Source organism: Flavivirga sp. 57AJ16, from assembly GCF_028736925.1.
Taxonomy (GTDB): domain Bacteria; phylum Bacteroidota; class Bacteroidia; order Flavobacteriales; family Flavobacteriaceae; genus Flavivirga.
This window is the reverse complement of record NZ_JAQZAT010000013.1, coordinates 89420-109083: the sequence shown is the minus strand read 5'-3', so window position 1 is coordinate 109083 and position 19664 is coordinate 89420. Positions and strand designations below refer to the sequence as shown.

Here is a 19664-nt window from a genome sequence, read left to right as displayed (position 1 = left end):
TTATCTGTTGAACCTATTATTTTATTTGAGTTAGTAAAACGTCCACTGCTTTTTTAAGTTGGGTATCTTCTTTTTTCGACTTATCGTCCGGATTATTAAATACCAGAACATCTGGTACAGCAGGCTCCAGCTCCATATTAGACTGGGATTCTTTTACATACCAACCTCTATATGGCATTCTAACCCTAGAACCATCAATTAGGGAGGTGCTTCCTGTAGAAATAACAGCTCCAAACGTTGGCACACCAACTAACGTTCCTATGTTTAATGCCTTATATGCATGTGAAAATATTTCAGCATTGGAATAACTTGATTGATTACATAATGCTACAGATGGTTTTGTCCATGATGCTAAGGGTAAACGCTCACTAAAAGGGTAGTGATCCTTAAATTTCCTATGTTCTTTTTCTAAGTCTTTTGCTGCGCCTCGGGGCACTGTATACGCGTGCTGCTTTACATTGAGCACGGCCATTAAATAATCGGTGGTCCATCCGCCACCATTAAAACGTACATCTATGACGATGCCCTCTTTTCCCAGTCCTGCTGCTGTAAGTTCTCGCTCAAAACGCTCAAAACTCGACCAATTCATACCTTGTATATGAATGTATCCTAGCTTTCCATTGGAATACTTATTAGTTAATTGCTTACGGGCCTTTACCCAGGCATTATAATTTTCAACCCGGTTGCTGCTTTTTGGTCTAATGACTATTTCCTTAACCGCACCGTTTCTATGGATTTCTAAATAGATTTTTTCATCGGAAGTCCTTTCCAATAAGCTATAAATATTTAGATCTTTAGTAAGCTCAGTACCATTAACGGCTGTAATGATATCGCCCGTATAAAGTTTACTTACACTTCTATCCCCTGGCATGTTACCTACCACAGAGACTACCTTAAGGCTTCCGTTTTTATCTGGAAATAATTCCAGCCCCAACAAACCTGTTCTTTCTCTTTGCAGGTCTTCTCTTTGCTCACCACTTCTAAAGCCCATATGGCTGGCATTCACTTGTCCCAGCATCCAATTGAACATATTTTGAAAATCCCTACGTGTAGAGGCCTTCATAGCTAAGGGCTTGTATGTTTTCTTAAGGATTTCCCAGTTTTTTCCGTGAAAATTAGGGTCATAAAACCCATCATTAATGGCTTTCCAGGCTTCTTCAAATATTTGATCGGATTCTAAATGGTAATCGATATCCAACTTAGCAGATAACGGAAGACTTTCAGATTTGTCATTCGATAAGTTTATGCTGTTAAGGCTACCTGACCCTTTCGTCATAAACAATTTAGAATACTTTTTATCTACAATAATATTGGACGGTCTACTATTTCCCATTGTTATGGCTTTTTTGTCTTTTCCTTCCCATGAAATCTTGAATAAATCGGATTCTACACTAGCATCTCCTCTATTACCATTTCCTGTTGTATAATAAATCGTTTTCCCGTCTTTTGAAAACGACCTGCCAAACTCGCCTCCTACAAAGGATGTTACCTGAACCTGACGTTCATGAATATCTTGAAAATCGATAACAACATCTTCTACGGCATCTTTTCCCTTATCATCCTTATCTTTTTCGTCTTTTTTCTTTTTGTCTTTTTTCTTCGAAGCATCATCGGAGTCTTCCTCCCAATCACGCTTGGTTTTTTCCCAATCTTTCTTATTCAACCAGGTAAACCACACATCAAAATCACTATTGTTTCTATTGGATGAAAACATGAGTTTTTTTCCATCAGAACTCCAAATAGCCCCTCTATCTTGCTTGGGATGCATTGAAATATTTACTGGTTTTTTACTATTATCCGCCTTATGAATATATATTTCGGCATTAAAATCCAAGTCTTGCAAACTATATGCCAACCATTTTGAATCGGGAGACCAAGATACATTACTGGCATGCCCCCAACCATCTAACAATATCGTTTCATTTGATAATTTTCCATGGGCATCTATATTGGCTACAACCAATTTCCCTCTACCTCTATTAAAAGCAAGTGATTTGCCATTAGGTGACAGCACTGGATTAGACTCCTGTTCATCAGTCTTCGAAAGCCTTACCACTTCGTGTTTTAATGTTTTGAATAAATCACCTTCTTTGTCATCATCGGATTTTACTAAATACAAATCGTTTTGTCCATCTCTATCCGATACAAAAACGAGTGTACTATCACTTAACCATACGGGCATTCTATCCCTATAAGACGACTTAGAGACATTAACTGTTCTGGATTTCTCCTTTTTATTTTCTCTTATAAAAATCTCGCCTCGAATGACTAAAGCGCTATAAAGGCCATTAGGTGACAAGGCAATATCCCTAATATTATTACTATACGTTTTATGTTCGATAGGATCCAGCCTATAATCTGATGACATCCTTATTTTAACTTCTTCTTGCTTTTTTGAAAGAGCATTTACCAAAAATACTTTATCGCCTTTAACCATAACCAGATCCTTACCATTTCTACTTATATGAAATGAAAAGATACCCATATCCTTAAACGATGTGATTGGAGCAATGTTCCCTTGTTTTTCTCCCGCTTCATTAATATTTAGTTGATGCACATTGTACCTTCCACTTCTGGCAGATTGAAAATAAATAGTTGTGTCATTGCCCCATTGTGGATAAAAATCTTGCCCTTCAAAAGTTGTGAGCTGTGTATAAGTATCTTTTTCAATATTATAGAGCCAAATATCATTATTTGCAGATCCTTTATAAGCTTCACGTTGTATCCTGCAACTACCTTTTACAAAAGCAATAAACTTCCCGTTAGGTGATAAGGTTGCATGAAGCCCAAACGCATTCATATACCGATAAGGGGTTCCACCATTTTCACTCACGATATGTATTTCATCTTCCCATTCTACTTGAGCAAAATCCCTACGTGTCGAAAAAAGGATCTCCCCATTTTTAGTATAATCCGTCATGTTATCGCTTGTAGAATGATAGGTTATTCGCTTGGGAATGCCTCCTTCCGATGCCATAACGTATATATCATTGTTACCATACCTATTGCTTATAAATGCTATTGACTTTCCATCAAAACTCCAAATAGGGTTTGTATCATATCCCTCATGAATGGTAAGTCGCTTTGTGTTTTGTCCGTCTCTATCAGAAGTCCAAATATCACCTTGGTAATTATAGGCTATAGACTGTCCGTTTGGGCTTATTGCTGGAAAATTGATTAAGGGGTTTTGAGAAGAAATACTGTTGGAAAAAAGAAAACCAAATACTAATGCAAGCTTTAAAAACAAATTCATTTTGATGATTAATTAGTTATAATGCATCAAATCTAAAATATTTATATTCCAATAGGGTTATTATTAGATTTTCTTTAACAAATAAAAGAATTTTAGTACACCCTGAGAATCAAAAACCGGAGGGTTCTTTTTGGTTATACCATTTTCACTTTAAAGTGACCAAAAAAATACAGTTATTTTTTGTTCAGGCAAAAAAGAAAAGCAAGTGCTCAGCTTGACTAGGTAGCAAGCATGGACTAGCTACGTTTAAGTTTTATTTGATGCATAAACGGATAAGAACAAATTTTAGTGGGTAACTTTAAGTTAGAACTGGTATAACCACGCCTTTGCTATTGTGCAACAGAGTTTAACGCGTAAATAGCAAAACTACCTAACCAATGTCCTCCTTCATAGCTATCGCCTACAATACTTGGCAACGAATAATTAATATGTTGATTTGCAATGTCCTTAAGATGTACATATTCAGACAATCCTTCTGCAATCTTATTTAGGCTCCAGGCACGTGAAAAATTAACCCCATCTAAATGTACAAGCTTTCCGTCTTTTCTATCGGATACTTTTCCTGTTTCCAACACAAAATCTTTCTTGCTCAACTGTGGCAAAAATGAGCTTATCCATACTTTAAATTCAGCCGTAGTTAGCACGCGTTTCATTAAAGCTGCTTCCTCTAGGCAAGGTGATAAAAAATCGTAGCCGCCAGGTTCCCATGTTATTGGGCAGCCCGTATCTTTTAAATAAAACTCTCGGGCTCGCTGTTCTATTGATTTTTTTAAGGTATTGTTTTTTACTGTGTTTGCGTAATCCCATGCAAAGCTGAGTCCAAAGGCTGTATTTGGATGCTCCCCTACACGGATTGGATAATTTAATTTAGGAAGAAATTCCATATATTTCCCAACAATCAAATCGGTTAAAGGCTGGAGATTAGCTTCTAATTCTCGTGCTATGGGCGCCTCCCAACTATGTATTTCTTCTGCTAGTTTTAACAACCATGCCCAACCATAAGTACGTTCATAAGATTTGTTATGCTTACCAAAAAAATAAGCCACTTCTTGTTCTATGTTTTCTTTAGATATGTTATGAAGTAGTTTTTGTTTAATGGCCTCTGCTTTATCCATTTCTGGAAAGGATTTTAGCAAACTTACTAAACTCCAGTGTCCGTGAACTGCAGAATGCCAATCGAAACAACCATAAAAGGCAGGGTGCAATACGCTAGGCGACTTTAAATCGGCATCGCTTCCCAAGGTTTGGGATAACTTGTTTGGATACTCTGTATTTATACAATGTAAAGGCAGTTCTGCCAAAACATTAGCATCTTTTAAATTAAGTCTGGGAGTCTCCCGAAGCTCAACATTATGTGAAGCGGTACTTAAAACAGGTTGACCTTTTTCTTCTTTTGAGGTATTACAGCCAAATAAAAAAGCGGCTAGCAACAGTGTAATATATTTTTGCATGCCGCAAATTTAAAGAATCAATTCTTGAAATCAAGTAATAATTGATCAATTTTTAAGTATCTTGTGAGCCATCTCTTCGAAAACTCGAATACAGAATAGAAACTGCTTTTGGTTTAATATTAAGCAGAAAGCCCCTTCTGAAATACCTTAACCACAGATTAAAGCAGTTTCTATTCTGTATCCTAGTTGGATGTTCAAATGAACTTTTTGTTTTAAACAACTATTTATTTGACTTGTCAACAATGACTTTTATATTTTATTAGTCAACCTTAACTATTTAAAATACGTTTTAAGCCTCTATTTAGATTTTTTTCCAAAATATGATATTTGTCATCACTTAAGAAAAGGTCCTTTATTTCTTCAAATAAGGCATTCATATCATCGTTGGTATAACCATGCTCTTCAATCAATAATTGAATTTTTTTGATGCTTTGATAGTCATTATCTTTCTTAAATTCATCATAGATTTCCCCAAAATTACTCGTTCGTATTTTTGATTTAATAAAATCCATTTCAAATTTCGACTCATAAAAATCGGCATTAGCACAATAAATTAATGTATAAACTTTTAGCTCTTCTTTTGTCCAGTTAGTCTTGACTTTTTTCATTAATTCTTTTGTAATGAACTCATTAAAACTTTTTACATTTGCTAAAAATGCCCATTTTTTGCCTTTTTCTTCTTCCGTAGCTCTGCTATGCAACTCAAAAAAGGCTTCAAATGACCGAAAATATGTCATTTTCGCTTAAATGCAAAAAGTTTAAAATGAGTTCAATTTCCAAACCTTATATGATTTATACAATAAAAAATAAAAACGGGTGGTTATGTAAGCAAAATAATACAAATATATTTTAATTACTTCATTAATACAAGCTCTATTAACTTTTTTTTCCAGACAAAATGAGAACGGATTGGGCTATGTTTATTGCTTGGTTATTTGTTTTCTTGCTTTTGCCTCCACTGGTTATGAAAATTAGTGGTATCAGAGTAAACCAAATTTATCATACGGCAATGAATAAGTTAAAATAAAGCTAGCACCAACATCTTGCTCATGCCGTTAAAGATTGGTATTTAAACTTATCGAGATTTACTATTTCTTATTTACACCGTCACAAACGAGGAACAATAACCTAGCATGAACATACATCTTCTTTCTCAGTGTTATAGTAATGAGGTTTAATATTAAACTTATTTAGTATCCTAATTCTAAAAGGAAGAAACTTCCAACAATAGGCATACACAGTTTTACTCCCTAACATTAATTTGTATAGCTCTGCAAATGATTTAATTATTACCACAAGAATAACTAAAGCGAGTACGCCTATTAATAAAATTTGAAAAACTTCTATTCCTAACACATTTTCCCAAGGTTTTGATGCCCAAAAAGAATATAAGTTCGCACATGATAGTATAAAGAAAAATAGGATAAGAATATAGTAAACATAAGATGAGTAAAGTGGATATTCCCAACTCTTGGATCTATATTGTTTTAACCCCGCTACCGCTAGTTTTCAAAACTAGTGGCCAACAGAGTAAGTAAATGTAAACCAAAAAGATCTGGAAAAGCTTTTCTTTTTTTACTCTTGTCTGCTGACTCAAAACACTGCTACCGCTAGTTTCCAAAACTAGTGGAGGCAAGAGTAAGCAAAAACAATTATTTCATTTTAATTTAGATTTACAAGGGAAAGCACGGATTACAAATCCGCTCTAGCGGGTAACATCTCTAAGATTCCTGCCTGCGCAGGAATTCATCACCCCGCTACCGCTAGTTTCCAAAACTAGTGGAGGCAAGAGTAAGCAAATGTAAACCAAAAAGGTCTGGAAAAGCTTTTCTTTTTTTACTCTTGTCTGCTGACTCAAAACACCGCTACCGCTAGTTTCCAAAACTAGTGGAGGCAAGAGTAAGCAAAAACAATTATTTCATTTTAATTTAGATTTACAAGGGAAAGCACGGATTACAAATCCGCTCTAGCGGGTAACATCTCTAAGATTCCTGCCTGCGCAGGAATTCATCACCCCGCTACCGCTAGTTTCCAAAACTAGTGGAGGCAAGAGTAAGCAAAAACAATTATTTCATTTTAATTTAGATTTACAAGGGAAAGCACGGATTACAAATCCGCTCTAGCGGGTAACATCTCTAAGATTCCTGCCTGCGCAGGAATTCATCACCCCGCTACCGCTAGTTTCCAAAACTAGTGGAGGCAAGAGTAAGCAAAAACAATTATTTCATTTTAATTTAGATTTACAAGGGAAAGCACGGATTACAAATCCGCTCTAGCGGGTAACATCTCAAAGATTCCTGCCTGCGCAGGAATTGATCACCCCAACCACCCCTCACGATCCAAACTTCGATACTGGATGGCCTCACTAATATGCGAACCATTCACCGCTTCTACACCTTCTAAATCAGCAATCGTCCTCGACACCTTCAAAATACGATCATAAGCACGAGCCGACAAATTAAGTCGCTCCATAGCCGTTTTTAATAATTGTTTGGAAGCATCGTCCAGCAAGCAATATTTTCGGATTTGTTTCGTGTTCATTTGTGCATTATAATGCACCGCATCCGACTCTTTAAAACGAACCGTTTGAACGCCTCTGGCCTTTGTAACGCGTTTTCTAATGTCTACAGAGGTTTCCCCCTTTCTATCATCAGACAACTTTTCAAAAGGTACGGGCGTCACCTCTATATGAATATCAATTCTATCCAATAAAGGCCCTGAAATTTTACTTAGATAGCGTTGCATTTCCGCAGGACTGGACATAACGGGAGCATCTGGATCGTTAAAATAACCGCCTGGGCTTGGGTTCATACTCGCTACCAACATGAACGATGATGGATAGGTTACTGTAAATTTAGCTCTGGAAATGGTCACTTCCCTATCTTCCAATGGTTGTCGCAGTACTTCCAAAACACCACGTTTAAATTCTGGCAGCTCGTCTAAAAACAGGACGCCATTATGGGATAAAGAAATCTCTCCCGGTTGCGGAAACGAACCACCGCCGACCAGTGCAACATCGCTAATGGTATGGTGCGGACTCCTAAACGGACGCTGTGCCATCAATCCTGTATCTTTTACCCGACCAACCACCGAATGTATCTTGGTCGTTTCCAAGGCCTCATAAAGTGTCATAGGCGGCAAAATACTAGGTAGGCGCTTCGCTAACATGGTTTTACCTGCGCCCGGTGGCCCAATTAAAATAATATTATGACCGCCTGCTGCCGCAATTTCCATACAGCGCTTAATACCTTCTTGCCCTTTTACATCGGAAAAATCAAATTCCGGGAATTCCAGATTTTTATAAAAGGCCTCACGGGTATTGATTATGGTTGGTTCTAACGATTCGCCTTTATCAAAATAATTAATGACCTGTTTTATATTATCAATGCCATAAACTTCCAACCCATCGACAATAGCTGCTTCTTTGGCATTTTGACTAGGTAAAATAAAACCTTTAAAACCCTCTTCTTTTGCCTTCACCGCAATAGGCAAAGCGCCTTTTATGGGCTGTAAACTTCCATCAAGGGAAAGCTCTCCCATAATCAAATACCGCTCTAATGCTTCGGCTTGAATTTGTCTGGATGCCGTAAGGATACCAACAGCCAAGGTAAGATCGTAGGCACTTCCCTCCTTTCTCAAATCGGCCGGTGCCATATTGATCGTTATTTTTTTTCCCGGGATTTTATAGCCGTTATTCTGTAATGCCGCGGCTATACGGTAATTACTCTCCTTTATGGCGTTATCCGGTAATCCAACCAAGTGATAGCCAATACCGGAATCTACATTGACCTCAACGGTAATCGTTGTGGCTTCCACGCCAAAAACAGCGCTTCCAAAAACTTTTTTGAGCATATAATTTGTTTATTGGTTAAATGTAAGAAAAGTATTTCTTATCGTAAACAAATTAAACCTGCATTATGAATTATGCCAATTAAAAATAATTCTTTCTTGATTTCCACATAACATCGAATAGCCTCCCATTGCGAAGGTGAAGGGGAATACTTTTACGCTTGCTTACTCTTACTGCCACTAGTTTTGAAAACTAGCGGTAGCCATACTAGGGAATAGCGGAGCTCTCCTCTATCTATGAGAAATATTTAATCATATTAATACAAATGTTAATAGGAGATATCTTGGAATAAGAGAAGAAAAAATCAAGAATATCTATATGAATTTATAATTAAAGTGCCGAATATCTTTTCAAAATGAACGGATTTCGCTTAAAGACAAAAATAACCGTTATAAGTATTTTCAAACTATTGTGAAACTTTCTTTATTATCCTAAATTACAAAAATTTTTTTTTTAAAACCAAACCATACTTATATGAAAAAGTATTTTCTTTTCTTAGTTTTTATTTTCTTTTTTAACTGTAATTCAAATGACAACTCTGATTTATCAGATGAAGATATTTTAATTGAAGGGGTTGGTATTATGTTTACTGAAAACACAAAATATCCGCTACTCATTCAACATCAAAACGGTGAACGTTTTTTGACAATGGACAATGATGAGAATAATAATATAGATGCAATTATTTTTTCCAATGGAGATGTGTCAATGATAAGTGAGCTTGATGAATCTACCTTGCTTCCAAGCGTAACAACTTTTAGCGACGGAACAATGATTGTGTACTCATTCAAAGAAGATAATACTATAATGGATATAGGGATAATAGACCCCAATCAAAATATCGAATATGTTAGAGATATTGAGATTTCATTACCTTCAAGAACTACTAATAAAAAATATTATAATTCTAAAAGCAGCTCATCTAATTTAAAAAGTCTTGATGCTTTAGAAAGTGTAAAAATAGCTCTATTTGCTATAAAAATAGGCATAAATGTACCGCTATGTCTTGGTAGTCTTGCTTCTGCTCAGGTTCATATAGCTGCTCTTGCATGTTCTTCAGCTATTTCTGATACTTTATCGTTTTTAGAAGAACAACTAGGTTTTCAAAGTGAGGCATTGACTAAACTTACCTATCAACTTAATAACCTAACAACAACCATAGCAGGGCTTAGTGATGTTTTCGAATGTGCTGAAGGGGTAATTAAACGTAATCCTGCCAAAGCTTTGGAATGCATTAATGCTACTTTAACTGGCATCGATTTATTAATTGATAAAATGAACGAGACAAAGGATATTAATGATGAAGCTGTTGAATTAGTCGAAGACTCTTTACAAGCTGGCTCTGAAAGATATGCTTGGAAAATTAGTTGGAATCCTTCAAGTTGTGGATCCATTCCTAACGCACCATTTGGTAGTACTTATTCGATTTATATTTGGTTGGATGAAAATAGGAATTTCATACCTCAATTTACTGAAAAAGATAATTTTGTAAATTTAGATAAATATAAAGTTAATAAGACGGGGAACACCCTTTCTATACACGTCAGATATTATGAAATTAATGAAACAACTAATAATATAGTTGAAATCGAATCAGAGTTAATTGTAAATTTTGACACACAAAATACTGGAACAGCAACTATATATAAATCTTGTCATTCTCGTTTAGGGGGGTGTTTTAACTATTGTAACGGAACAGCTGAAAAACAACTTTAATCGCGCACAATACCAAAACTATATGCATTTTAATCTGTTGCGGCTTATTTATCTAAAGGCAACTTGGTAACCCCGCTACCGCTAGTTTTAAAAACTAGTGGCGAGTAGAGGTTATAAAACACAACAGGCTTGTAAATAAACAACCATATTCTATCTCTAAAACGAGGCTTCAATTGTTTTTATGGCCCCTCATAACGCCACTAGTTAAAAAATAGCGGTAGCCGTTATGTATACTAGGGAACAGCTGGGACTCTCATGCGGATTTAAGGCACAGACTAGCGGTAGCGGAGCTGATTCAATTTATATAATTACTCGTAGTATTGCTCAGGAAAAAAAGCTGGAATTTACTCTGTTCTCGGAATCGGAAGCGGAGCCATAATTCATATCATTCTTGCTGCGTTTGGATTATCAGTAATATTAGCTAAATCAATACTACGTTTCAGTATAATAAAATGGACTGGAGCTACTTATCTAATTTATTTAGGCATCAGAATGCTTATTGATAAATCTAACTTATTTGATAATGAAAAGACTGAATTTGAAAAAGTTGATTTGTGGAAAATATATAGCCAAGGATTTTTTTGTTATTTAGGATTTTTTATATACCTCAAGCAATGTACTAAATGGTAGGATTATTTGTTTTCACTTTATATACTTTATTTCATAGAACATTGATTCACTTTAACGATAATTTTCTTTTCTGTATTTTATAATTACGATTTTTATTCGCAAAAACATAGATCATATGAAATATCTTTATTTATTGCTGGTACTTACTCTCTTTTCTTGTAAATCTGATGAAACTTCAATTGAAGAAGATCTTGAAAGTCCACTTTATAATGGATTGGGAATTATTGAGACTGAAAATGATAAATACCCTCTTATTCTGCAACACATTGATGGTGATAGAATCGTAACTATCGATAATGATTTAAATGGTGAAATGGATGGTTATTTATTTTCCAATAGTAAAGATTCTTTTTTAGTTGAAATTAATGAAGAAAACTTTCTTCCATCAAAAATTACCCTAAGTGATGAAAGTATATTAATGTTCTCATACAGAGAAGATAATAGTGTTATGGATTTAGGGTTTATTGATGCTAATGGAAATATTGAATATTCAAAAGATATAGATATATCTGAGATAGCTAACCTAAATTCTAATTTCAAATTAGAATCAAAATCTAATAATATTAAAAACCTCAATAAACTTAAAAATATAAAAAATGCTTTATTTGCTATTAGTCTGGGAATTAATGTTAATGTATGTGCTTACAGCCTAGCCTTATTAAATGCTCCATTAGCTATTATTTCTTGTGGTTCAGCTATCTTCAATACCATTGATAAGATTTTAGAGGAGAAACAAATTGAAAATGTACGTCTAGAACAAGCTAATGATTTAGTTAATGTAATAGGTACTTTATCAAATACCTTTGGATGTATAAACCCCGTAAATAGATTAAATGGTGTAAAGGATTGCATAAATTCTGTTATTGATTTGTCAAATTGGACATTAGAAGTATTAAATAAAATAAATGAAAATAAATCTGAAGATATTGAAGACATTCAGAGTGAGTTTAATTTAAGTCAACTAGGTAATTGGGTTAATAATAATGGATGGTCCATTGAAATACCTCGGAGCTCTTGCAATTATTTAACAGACATCTATACTGGGTTAGAAGAAAATAGTTCCTATATAGTATTCTTAGTTAATTCCAACGGTGAAGTAACAATTGGCAAAGGTTATCCTTATTTTAATTTTCTAGACTATAAAAAACACAAGGTTACAATAACATCCAATACTATTTCAGTTGAAGTTATAGAAAGAATGAAACATAAATCAGAAAATACAATAATTACATTAGACTATAAATTCAATGCTTCCTTTGATGAAATTAAAAAAGATAGAGGAACGGCTTATTTAGATTATTTTATAACTAATGACCATGTCTATTTCAAAGAATGTGCTGAGGGTGTTTGGTTTTGGGATTAAAAAAAGGGATAAACAATTAAGTTACCCTAAACTGTAATCGTTGTGGCTTCCACGTCCGCTACCGCTAGTTTTGAAAACTAGTGGCGGCAAGAGTAAGCAAATGTAAACCAAAAAGATCTGGAAAAGCTTTTCTCCTTTCTTGCTCTTGTCTCCTGCCCAGAAAACCCCCGCTACCGCTAGTTTTCAAAACTAGTGGCCACAAGAGTAAGCAAATGTAAACCAAAAAGATCTGGAAAAGCTTTTCTCCTTTCTTGCCCTTGTCTCCTGCCCAGAAAACACCACTAGGAAATCCTAACGGCAACATATGCATACGAAAGCTAACAGGGACTTACTTAATAGAATCACCCTAAAAACCCCAGCTACCGCTAGTTTTCAAAACTAGTGGCCACAAGAGTAAGCAAATGTAAACCAAAAAGATCTGGAAAAGCTTTTCTCCTTTCTTGCTCTTGTCTCCTGCCCAGAAAACGCCACTAGGAAATCCTAACGGCAACATATGCATACGAAAGCTAACAGGGGCTTACTCAATAGAATCACCCTAAAAACCCAACGCTATCTATAGCTAAAACTGTATTATCGTCTTGATAATTCCTCGCACTTGAATATTTCCAATCTATAGGATCGGTTACAAAACCGCTTTCTATTGGATTGTTATGGATATAATCTATCTTTTGTTTGATCACCTTTTCGCTCCACAGCTCTATAGGTCTGTTATGGTGTTGCCAAAACTGATACTTACTGGTTGCTGCATTCTTTTTACCCGCGCGTTCAAACATCCACAACAGCCATTCTTTCCTGCTTTCCTCTGGATTGTTTTCTATGGCTTCAATAATCTTTTTTGAAGTGTGCCGTTTAAAGTCCCTCAACAACTCTGATGGTTCACTATTGGCTGAACGAAATATAAAATGTACATGACTGGGCATAAAGCAATAGGCATATAACTCCATGCCTTTTTCTTTCCTGCAATAGTCTACGCTTTCTGCCAATACATCAAAATAGGCCTCCCTTGTGAAGACATCTATCCAGTTGACCGTGGCAAAACTTACAAAATAAAGACCGCCTTTGTTGTGGAACTTGTAGTTTCTGCTCATTGCACTAAAATAACAAAAGCCACACAATATCATGTATAGTTTTTGCATTTATTTTCTTACAATTAATACTTACTCAATACGCCACTAGTTTTGGAAACTAGCGGTAGAAAAGGGAACAGCGGGTGATTATATGAACTTAAAATGGCGAGTACTTTTCCGTTTGCTTACTCTTACCGCCACTAGTTTTTAAAACTAGCGGTAGCGGGGGGATTCCCCACCGGATTTACCCACAGTAATTAAAAATCTTTGATAAAAATTCACTATATGAATATTCAACTTTTGACTTTATTTCTCTGTTATAAGTAACTTCATTTTTCAATTTGAATTCATCATTAGAAATTACATCTGTTAGATTGTCTGTTAGTTTATCAACATTTAGCGATAATTCAGAGTGTAAATCGTTATTAATATGTTGAATTAAATCCAAAAATGACTTTCTTAATGTGGATTGTTCTTTTTTTATAAAGTTGATGATTTCTATTTTCTCATCATCATTTAAATCATTGCCATTTATCTTGTTTTTTATGCTATTGATTTGGTCATAAAATTTAAAAACTAAATCTATCTTTGGTTGTATAATAATTTCTTTAAACCATTGAAGTTTTATATTTTTTCTTCTATTGATTTCTGTTTCTTCATCGGATTTGTTGTCTTTATTTTTTTGATAAACAAATACATAAAATCCCAAAATGAGAGTTAAAAATGCAATTATTACGTTCGATAGGTTGCTTAGAGTTTCAAGATTAAACCAACTACTTTTTTCTATACAAAGTAAAATCATAATATTATTTTTTAGATAAAGCATTCTCGTTTCGTAATATTCTATCTACAGCTTCTTCTAAATCTAAAGCGATATCATATCTCTTGCTATTTGAAACAAATTTTATTTTTTTATAAAAATCATCTTTTCCTAATGACTTTACTACGTTAGTTAAAAACTCCTCTAAAAAAGACGGGTTAATAGACATAATATCTGTAGGAATGATAATTTCTACTTGTTCGTACTCATTTATTAAAACATCTATTTTTGTGTTTTTGCGTACGGAAATTCCTCTCTCTCTACCTGTGAAAACTTTAGAACCTTTTGTTCTGTGATTTTCTAAATCAATACTCGTTTTATTCATAATTTATATATTTTCTGTGTTTTCATAATCAATTCTAATCTTAACTGAAATCATAGTTCCTGGAAAGTAGTTTTCTTCATATTTGACAAACCGTGAATCAGGTTTTTCTTCTATATTGCCATCTGAATTGAAAGTCATCATTTTATATTTTTTACCTTCCTTACCTCTAACTTTTTCAATAGGTTTATAAGTACCATCAAATATTATTCTTGTGTGCCCTGTTGTTATAACCATTTTAGAAATATTATCATTAATGTCTTTTCCTTTTAGATTATAAAAGCTTTCTATAAACCTTATTGCCCCATTACCTCTATCCCAATTAGAAATTCTTGTAACTCCATCTTGTAGTGCATATAATGTCCATAAGGTTTCTTCTTCAAATTCACGTGATAAAAAAAGATTTTTTTTAGTAAACTTTTTACTTAATTCTTTCATTTGATTTTGGACTTCGGTATTCTCACAAGTATCATTTTTAAAGGTTTCGTAAAACGTATTACCAAAGTTTAAAATAGCAAGATTAAATATTCCAAATTTCTCGTTTTCTATTTCTGGTTTCTCAAAATACCCTATTGAATATCTATTCGTTGTATCTGAATGTTCATCCGCATTTTGTATTACTTCTCCAATGACTTTATAAAGATTTGTTTCGGCTGGTCCCGTCAAGGTTTTGTTCATTGCTTTCAAACAATTAATAATATAATCGACTGTAAGTGTAATATCTATTTCACGTTGACTAGGAAGATTAATATTTTTTTTACTTCCGACCCTAATTGGGAATTCTATAATGTTTCCATCTTTTATTTTGAATCCTCTAATATTAGTATATGCACCAATTGAAAATAATATTTTCTTGATATCATAATGGTCAAAATTTATAGGACGTATTTTTTTTACTTTAATCGTATGCCTACCCTTTATTGATTCATTGTAGTAGTTTATAAATTCACCAAGAATGATATCCATACACATAGATGCACCAACATCAATTTGTTCACACTGTGAATAGTCTATGTAAATCTCTTCAAATATTTGATTATGTAAAGAATTAAACAATTTCCTTAAAAAAACCATTGTTTCTACATAGTTTTCTATTATGGAAAATCTATCTGGAATTATAAAATTGTTGTCAGTAAAGTTTGATGATTCCCTCGCAAAACTGTCCTTTTTTGAAAGAAAATATTTTAGAGATTCACCATACTCAGGTTTATTTAATAATCTGCTTTTTTGTAAGAAATGATGTAATGGAAAGTTTATAAATTCAGCATCTGGATTATTTTTTCTGACATCAGATTTAAACTTTTGAAATCCTTTTTTAAGCTTAGAAAGCTTTTTTTCTCTTCTTTTCTTTTTACCATGAGATGACTTCAGTCGCCTTTTATAAACGTCATTTTTTTTTTTCATTCAGAAGTTCAGTTTTTTAGCTTGCAGGTAACAATTAGATATACACAATTGCCTATACCAGCCCTATATAATTTAAACACTCTAAAAAATCTCATAGAGGGTTCTATAAAGTAATAACAAATAAAAAATAAAAATGGGTGGTTAAATTTTAAAAAAGTAAGTATCCTCACTAGTTTTCAAAACTAGTGGCGGCAAGAGTAATCAAAAGAAACAAAACTAAAAAAGGCAGTTTTTTGTTTTACCTCACCTTATAGTTTAAAAACATAAGACCCCGAAATATTCCGGGGCCTTAATCAACACCTAGCATGATATAGCTACAACCAACCTATAATATATAATATATAGAACACACTAAGTATTTTTAGTTTCCTTCATATCTTCTACCACTAGCACCGGGAAGGTAACTTTGATTCACGCCACATTGCATCGCAATAGTCGTCATATCCGATAAGGACCTACTACTACGAATGGTAACATTGTTACGCACTCTATCTTTAAAATGATCCCAATAAATATCAATAAGATCGGTATCCATTTCGTTATTAAAAAGGGCTTTAAATTGATCTTTTGTGGTACTGGTATAGCCCGTAAAATAATCGGAATACGCCAATGGAAGAATAAATGTATAAGGCGTATCTACAGAGGCTGCTGTATAATTACGCGCATCCAATTCTTGTTTTATAGCGCTAATGGTCTCGCCATTCTGTAACATACCTTCCGAGAATACTTTTACGAAGAGCGCCAAAGGGTCTTGCCCTTGATTGGCCGATATTCTTGTATTAAAGGTTTTTACTGCCCATATAAACGGATCTATTTCTGCAACGTGCATGGAAGTCATGGTCATCATCATAGCCATAACCGTTTCGTTATGTACAATAAATTTTCCCGGTAGGTCCTGAATTCGATATACGCTATATTGGTCGTTCAATCGTCTCCCGCTACTACCTGTTGCTTCCCTTATTTCATCATGAAGCCATACATGACCATCATAACCAAATAATTGACGGAGCCATCGTCGCCATTGCGAAGGGGCATTTCGTTCTACCCGCATATCCCCATTTCTATTAAACCAATTAAAATGATGCTGAAATTGGTTATAGTTAAAATAAAAAGCTGCTACGTGTGCGATGGCTTCCATATAGGCAAAACGCTTACTAGGCACCGCTTCGGTATAAAAATGCGACCCATCGTTTCCATAGTGATACCAGTGGCCATCCACATTAAACGGTAGTGCCAGTGAATTTGTTTGATCTTCGGCGTGCATGAGCTCATGAAGAAAAGTTTCTTTTAGCCATTGTGCGCCATGAATACCAATGTAGTGTATGCCCATATCCATATAGCCGCCCCAATTTGGTTCTTGTGCCAGGGTCCAATGCGATGCGTGTGGCCAAACATGTCCAGTACCATCTGGTCTGGGGTTATGCACCGTAGACGGGACACTTGATGCCGTAAAAGCTGTTTGGTCATTCCATAAATACACGGCTATTTTTCTATTATTGATTCGTAACAATTTTGCGGTGTAATACTGTAATGAAGCATCCCCTCCATTACTGGGGTCTTTCAACAATGCTCTTATAAAATCACGAAGTGACGTGGTATTTGCATTGGTCCAAAACGATCCAGATTCCGTACCATTACTAACTTGCTGATTATCTATACCTAAATAGGTGCTATTAGAAGGGTTATCGTAATAAAAGAACTCTAAATTAGCTATGATAGTTGCTCTGTCCGTAGTTTGCGAGTGTACTTGATTGATGCAAAACCCAACAAGTACGATATATATTATTTTTATTAATGTTTTCATCTGTTTCATTTTTAGTTAGGCAGTTCATCTACATATAAGGTTTCAAAACTTGTTGTTTGTCTTCCCGATGTTTTTTGTTCATTACCCCAAAGTCTCCAGGTCACTTCGTAATCATACTCCTGACTTCCATTAGGCAGCATAAATTCCACTTGTCCGGAAAGCACATCCTTCTTCGGATTTATGCTAAATTGTTTCATTTGGTCGTCGCCACCTAAGTTGTAGTAGATCTTAATATCTATAGCACGTACCTTTTGTTCATCAAGTAAATCCTTATCGGCTTCTATGGTTATCACTCTCCGGGTTAAAGGCGGGTTTAAATTAATAGCACTCCTGTTCGTAGATTCCCAATCGGTCTCTACATTATTTCCGCCAAAGAAACTCCAGGCAATTTTGTAATCGTAATCAAACCACTTCGATCTGTTGTTGTCTCCTTTCCATCCATATAACATGGTGAACAGGTTTCCTTCTTGATTAAAGTTTTTACGCGTAATACGCACTTCATCATAGGTAAAGGCTTCAGACTCGTGTTTTTTACGTAATTGTACGGTGCCGTAATTGATATACTTATCAAAATCATTGGCATTTAACCCGTCTAACAATGCTAATATTTCACGTTGCTTAAATACAGGATCGTCCAGATTGGTTTCTATAAAACATTTAGGACAACTGGTCATATTCACTTCTAAATCGCCACCAAAAGGCGAAGGGATGGTCGTTGGATAGCTTTCTTTTAGACTGAATGTTTTTGTACCGGATATTTTTATCTTCTTCACGGTATAAGAAGCCACAATAGCAATAGAAGGCATGCTTGGTTCCTCTTCAAGGTTTGGCGTGCCCCCGCTTGGGGTGGCTCCGTTGACGCCTCTTTGAGAATCCCCTGGTTCTAAACCTCCCGAATGCTCTGGTCTTAAATCCCCTGCTTCAGAACTATTTCCAGCACTTGAAGTCGTATCCCTACTAGTGGTTCTTTCGCGTTCTGCACTAGCAGCCCTTTCTCTTTCTGCATTTCGCCTTCTAACAGCATCCCGCTCTGTTCTGGCTTCCGTTCTAGAGGTATTTAAAAGATTTGTTGCTCTTGTTAATAAGCTCTCATTACCTTGTGAGTTGGCTGCCGAGGTTAATTGGGAGATACTAGGCCCTTGGGAACTTCCAAAAGGCGTAAATAATAAGTCTGTAGCTTTTTCAACAACTCTGTCTATAGCTGCTTGCATACTAAAGTTATCGCCGATTTTTTCAATTTCTATAGAGCCATTGTCTATAAGTTCTTTCACCAGTACATCGATTTCCGCATTTAACCATGGCGTTGCCAAGCCTGCCTTGAACTGCTGACTGTCATAAATTTGATCTGTATGGATCTTTATTTTTGCTTCAATGGGAGAGTTATACCCAGCAATGGTCATATTAAAATTGAATGTCACCAAAGAATTACCTGTTTTAAACGAATCCCAAAGTAATGATGCAGAACGCTTGTCCAATTGCATATTTACTGCCACATAATTGCCTTCCATGGTTGGTGCGGGTGCCATGGCTACAATGTCCTGCTTTTCTGGATCCATTAATTTAGGGATGGATACCGTAACGGTGCCTTCCTTATAAATAACTGAGCCTATAATTTTCCCTCTACTATTAATTTTTTTGAGGGCTTTTTCCGCTTCGTCCAATTCGTCTTCGGTCACTCCAAATCCATAGACACAATGTAGAACGCCACCGCCTATACCTTCATTCGTATTGTTCTCTTCATTATGTACCCATTTAACAAATTTAAACTTTGGGGTACCATCGTCATTTTTTGCCAATCGCAACTTGTTTGGTAAGTACCAATAAGAATCTTTGTCCTTTACACCAGGAAACAGCTTTAAGGGACCAGCATCTACGGGCTTGTCCAATACGATTTGCATGGTAAAATCTTGTTGTGCATGAGTTGAAAAACTATAAAAAAACACAAGAAGAAAAATGCTTAAATATTTAATTAGTGTTTTCATAA

The 19664-nt window shown here is 35.1% G+C and carries 12 protein-coding genes and 1 pseudogene; 3 read left to right on the top strand and 10 right to left on the bottom strand.

The genetic code is table 11. The annotated features are described in order from the left end of the window. Positions 1-16 precede the first annotated feature (16 nt). From PQO00_RS15090 to PQO00_RS15075, 4 genes are all read right to left on the bottom strand, one after another. Positions 17-3253, bottom strand: a complete 3237-nt coding sequence (locus PQO00_RS15090; protein WP_274185685.1) for a S41 family peptidase — start codon at positions 3251-3253, stop codon at positions 17-19. A gap of 329 nt (positions 3254-3582) precedes the next feature. Continuing rightward, positions 3583-4704, bottom strand: coding sequence for a DUF2891 domain-containing protein (locus PQO00_RS15085; RefSeq protein ID WP_274185684.1), 1122 nt, complete (start codon positions 4702-4704; stop codon positions 3583-3585). 269 nt (positions 4705-4973) lie between these two features. Continuing rightward, on the bottom strand, positions 4974-5441 hold the full coding sequence (locus PQO00_RS15080; protein WP_274185683.1) for a hypothetical protein: 468 nt from the start codon (positions 5439-5441) through the stop codon (positions 4974-4976). Between the two features lie 1579 nt (positions 5442-7020). Next, on the bottom strand, positions 7021-8556 hold the full coding sequence (locus tag PQO00_RS15075) for a YifB family Mg chelatase-like AAA ATPase (protein ID WP_274185682.1): 1536 nt from the start codon (positions 8554-8556) through the stop codon (positions 7021-7023). Between the two features lie 472 nt (positions 8557-9028). Here PQO00_RS15075 and PQO00_RS15070 point away from each other — a divergent pair, with 472 nt between their 5' ends. From PQO00_RS15070 to PQO00_RS15065, 3 genes and pseudogenes are all read left to right on the top strand, one after another. Further along, positions 9029-10270 (top strand): hypothetical protein, encoded by a 1242-nt coding sequence (locus tag PQO00_RS15070; RefSeq protein ID WP_274185681.1) that lies wholly within the window; start codon positions 9029-9031, stop codon positions 10268-10270. 339 nt (positions 10271-10609) lie between these two features. Further along, a pseudogene (locus PQO00_RS20425) lies at positions 10610-10900 on the top strand (LysE family translocator); the annotation flags it as partial. 133 nt (positions 10901-11033) lie between these two features. After that, entirely contained in the window at positions 11034-12263 is a 1230-nt protein-coding gene (locus tag PQO00_RS15065; RefSeq protein ID WP_274185680.1) for a hypothetical protein, read from the top strand. Positions 12264-12793: 530 nt separating this feature from the next. On the opposite strand, the gene PQO00_RS15060 is transcribed toward PQO00_RS15065, so the two are convergent. The 6 genes from PQO00_RS15060 to PQO00_RS15035 all read right to left on the bottom strand — a co-directional run bounded on the left by PQO00_RS15060 (position 12794) and on the right by PQO00_RS15035 (position 19662). Continuing rightward, the gene (locus tag PQO00_RS15060) at positions 12794-13351 is read right to left on the bottom strand and encodes a transposase (RefSeq protein WP_274185679.1); all 558 of its coding nucleotides are present in this window, start codon (positions 13349-13351) and stop codon (positions 12794-12796) included. 223 nt (positions 13352-13574) lie between these two features. After that, positions 13575-14132 carry a hypothetical protein gene (locus PQO00_RS15055; RefSeq protein WP_274185678.1) on the bottom strand — a complete coding sequence of 186 codons (558 nt, stop codon included), beginning with the start codon at positions 14130-14132 and terminating at the stop codon, positions 13575-13577. A gap of 4 nt (positions 14133-14136) precedes the next feature. Further along, positions 14137-14475, bottom strand: coding sequence for a DUF4325 domain-containing protein (locus tag PQO00_RS15050; protein WP_274185677.1), 339 nt, complete (start codon positions 14473-14475; stop codon positions 14137-14139). 3 nt (positions 14476-14478) lie between these two features. Continuing rightward, positions 14479-15876, bottom strand: coding sequence for a hypothetical protein (locus tag PQO00_RS15045; RefSeq protein ID WP_274185676.1), 1398 nt, complete (start codon positions 15874-15876; stop codon positions 14479-14481). A 361-nt stretch (positions 15877-16237) separates the two neighbouring features. Further along, positions 16238-17680: a hypothetical protein gene (locus tag PQO00_RS15040; protein WP_274185675.1), complete on the bottom strand. Its 1443-nt coding sequence runs from the start codon at positions 17678-17680 to the stop codon at positions 16238-16240. Between the two features lie 11 nt (positions 17681-17691). Continuing rightward, positions 17692-19662, bottom strand: coding sequence for a hypothetical protein (locus PQO00_RS15035; RefSeq protein WP_274185674.1), 1971 nt, complete (start codon positions 19660-19662; stop codon positions 17692-17694). Positions 19663-19664: the final 2 nt, after the last annotated feature.